The organism is Stieleria tagensis, assembly GCF_024129865.1.
Classification (GTDB): domain Bacteria; phylum Planctomycetota; class Planctomycetia; order Pirellulales; family Pirellulaceae; genus Stieleria; species Stieleria tagensis.
This window is the reverse complement of sequence record NZ_JAMYFE010000002.1, coordinates 1-2,969: the sequence shown is the minus strand read 5'-3', so window position 1 is coordinate 2,969 and position 2,969 is coordinate 1. Positions and strand designations below refer to the sequence as shown.

At 54.6% G+C, this 2,969-nt stretch carries 2 protein-coding genes; one reads left to right on the top strand and one right to left on the bottom strand.

Translation table 11 applies throughout. The annotated features are described in order from the left end of the window. Positions 1–1,572: 1,572 nt before the first annotated feature. Positions 1,573–1,833 (top strand): hypothetical protein, encoded by a 261-nt coding sequence (locus tag NHH03_RS00025; protein WP_253153534.1) that lies wholly within the window; start codon positions 1,573–1,575, stop codon positions 1,831–1,833. A 64-nt stretch (positions 1,834–1,897) separates the two neighbouring features. Here NHH03_RS00025 and NHH03_RS00020 read toward each other — a convergent pair whose 3' ends face one another. Beyond that, positions 1,898–2,452 carry a hypothetical protein gene (locus NHH03_RS00020; RefSeq protein WP_253153531.1) on the bottom strand — a complete coding sequence of 185 codons (555 nt, stop codon included), beginning with the start codon at positions 2,450–2,452 and terminating at the stop codon, positions 1,898–1,900. Between the last annotated feature and the right edge of the window lie 517 nt (positions 2,453–2,969).

The following is a 2,969-nucleotide window of genomic DNA, read 5'->3' as shown; positions in this document are numbered from 1 at the left end:
CTCCGTTGCAACCCATGGTTCGTCGCTCTTCGGTTGTCTCACCGCATTGCGTGACGCAAATCAGACCGCACCCAAAGTGCACAGCCGGTCAACGTAAGCGGGAAGATTGAGAATATCAGTGTTCGGACAAAGTAAAACGTGAGTGTTGGCTGCTGGATGTGAGGTGCGGGATTCAGGAAGAATTTATCGCGGTAACGAATATGAGAATCAACAGCGGGGATCATCACGAATAGCAGCATCGCGATCGCGGCTACGAAAACGGTGTAGAGGAACGCCGATCGCCACGGTGCGTCTTGAATTCGCAAATTGAGCGGATTGACCAGTGCTACGAGTGCCGTGATGGGCCACGTGTAGCAATTTAGCATCGTGTCCCAAAATTCGAGAATCCCTCGTCGCTCAACCCAATCCCGACGCCCAAGCACGAATCCGTCTGACCATAGAGGGAAAACGAAGGGAAACGCGACAACGACAACAAGGATTAAGTAAGACCATGGCCGCCGTATGATTGCGTCATTCATTATGTCGACGAACGATTGGGATTAACGAGTCGGCGGTGAAAGACTTGGATCACAGTTCCAGACCTGATTCCGCCGATCCGTTACATCCCGTGGTTACGAGCTCTCTTTTCAATCTGGTTTGAAGCTCGCGGGCAGTTTGTGTCAGCGTAGCCGGCTGGAATCGCGATCGCAACTTTGGGCGTTGGGTGCGGCAGGGACGGGTATTGGGTTGGGCACTGGGCGGGCGTTGGTCGAATCGTTGAGAGAAGCGTGGGGATCGCCGGCGACAAGGCCATCCGAGGAGTGTCATCGCGCCGTCGACGGCGATCCCGTCGCTTCGCATGTGGTTAATCGATTGAGCTGGAAATTGTTGTTTCGTGGACGACCACTGGGCGGTCATGCCGGCAGTGACGAAAGGCGATGACGAGTCGAAGCGTTGGCGACAATCAGTCAGCGTATCCAAAGCAAGTCGCCAGCGGTTCGGCTGGTCGTCGCCGCCGATGCCTCGCAATGGGCGACTGAAACTCGCTAACGTCTCCATCCCCGGCAATCGAGCGTTGCCATACGCAAATCGTTTATGAAAGAAGTGGATTGGTTTCGGCCGCGAGCGGACGGCGCCGCCGCCCAGCAAACCGACAGCATGCATCCNNCGAGTCGGCGGCGAACGACATTGCGATGGCCAGACCACCCTGACTCCGCCGATCCGTTACATCCCTTGGTTCCCCGTCTCATTGTGAAATCGCCGCCCGTTCGCTCCGCCAGCGGACAGGTCCCAAAACGAGCCAATTCGGAAGGGATCGAATGCTGGTGAAATCCAGAGTATAATTCATCACGCCAACAAGCTAGGGAGACATCAAATGGTGCGAATCGAAGTCAGTAGCGAACAAGCCGAAAGAATATTGCGTTCCGACGAAGCAATCGAACTTTTCGACGATGGAGGTCGATGCATCGGATATTTTTCGCGTCCGATCACTGAAAACGAGATTGTGGAAGCGAAGAGGCGCGCCACAACTGAAGAATCCGGGTCAAGCTTAGATGACGTTTGGAATCGCATCAAATCGAAAGACGGTTCGGAATGACGAAGCGAACCGTGGTTTGGGTTGCATCAGCGGAGCGTGAACTTGGTGAGATTTGGTTTGCGTGTGGCCGAAGCCCAAAAATCAACAAAGCGTCGCATCAGATCGATCGCGATCTGCGCGACGATGCGATTCTTCACTCCGATCCGTTGGCGGAAGGATTGAGAGTCATAGAGCGTACGCCCCTGAGAGCTGTCGTCGAATTGAACGAAGCAGATATGCTCGTGCGCGTATTGAGTTTGTCCGTGGTAAGGATGTAGCAATTTATTCGGGGAACGCTAACGATCACGTGGTCGCCGCGAACGACTGACCACTCCAATAAACTCAGTTCGGCGACTCACGTGCATCGTCTGGTTCTGCTTTCTTGCGTTTGCGAACGACGGTGATCTCAGCATTCACGGGTGAGTCACCGTTCACGACGAAGCGCTCATCCCGTTGGAAATAGTGTAGCAGTTCCTCATCCGAGAATACTACGTAATCGTGCAGCCATAACTCGGTGTGGAAATCATCGAGCGTTCGAGGCTTCCGCTTGGGTCGAAGGAATTCGTAACAGTCATCCGAGACACGCTGATCCAGCCGTATGATACTTGGCGGATCGGCCCAATCGAAATCAGCTTCAGTTTTTCCAATTGCAAACAGTGCGTCGAGAATGTGATGCGAGAACATCCCCAGGCCCGGGTGATCGCGTTCTAACGTCGATCCAAAATCGATTGCGTCGTTGAAGTCGCCATTAAGCACGAATGCCTGCAGCAAACGCTCTGCAGCGTATAGATCGCTGGGGGAACGCTTGACTTCGTCCTTGCAGTAGGCCACCAAGCCAACGTAATCACGCTGGTCGTGAAAGTGACAATGGTCTTCCCAGGATTCGAAGTCGTACATTTATTCGATAGCAGAACGGTTGCGGATCACGTGGTCGCCGCAAACGACTTGCCACTTCAATAAACTGAACTCGGCGACTCACGTGCATCCGCTGGTTCGCGGATCCGGTCACGACGACGGCCCGAGCCAGCGCCGTTGATGGCTAATGGACTCGATCGGAAATGCCATGGGGAATCGGGAGTCCCGATTTGCAGTCTTCACTTCGGGCGTCGGATTGTCTTGGATCGTGCTCGTGCTCAGCATCGTGGTGCTCGGGAATCGTAATCGATCGACAGGCGTCGGTTTGTCTCCCTCGGCCGCGTCGACCGCGCACCAATCGAACGATGGCATCAGGAGCGAATCCCAGGAAACGGAGGTTTGATGAGATCAGGTGGGCGTCGCTCGAACGTACCAGTCGCGGTCGGGATGTCAGGCGTTGGTTTTGTTGCTGCCAAATCGATTACGAGCACGAGCACCGTCGCTAACGCGACTGAGCACGAGCACGATTTAGATGCGCGAACGGTAGCGATTTCCGAGA

Bases quoted from the DNA above. Each gene is read 5' to 3' on its own strand.
- NHH03_RS00025 (WP_253153534.1), top strand. From the start codon at position 1,573: ATGACGAAGCGAACCGTGGTTTGGGTTGCATCAGCGGAGCGTGAACTT.
- NHH03_RS00020 (WP_253153531.1), bottom strand. From the start codon at position 2,452: ATGTACGACTTCGAATCCTGGGAAGACCATTGTCACTTTCACGACCAG.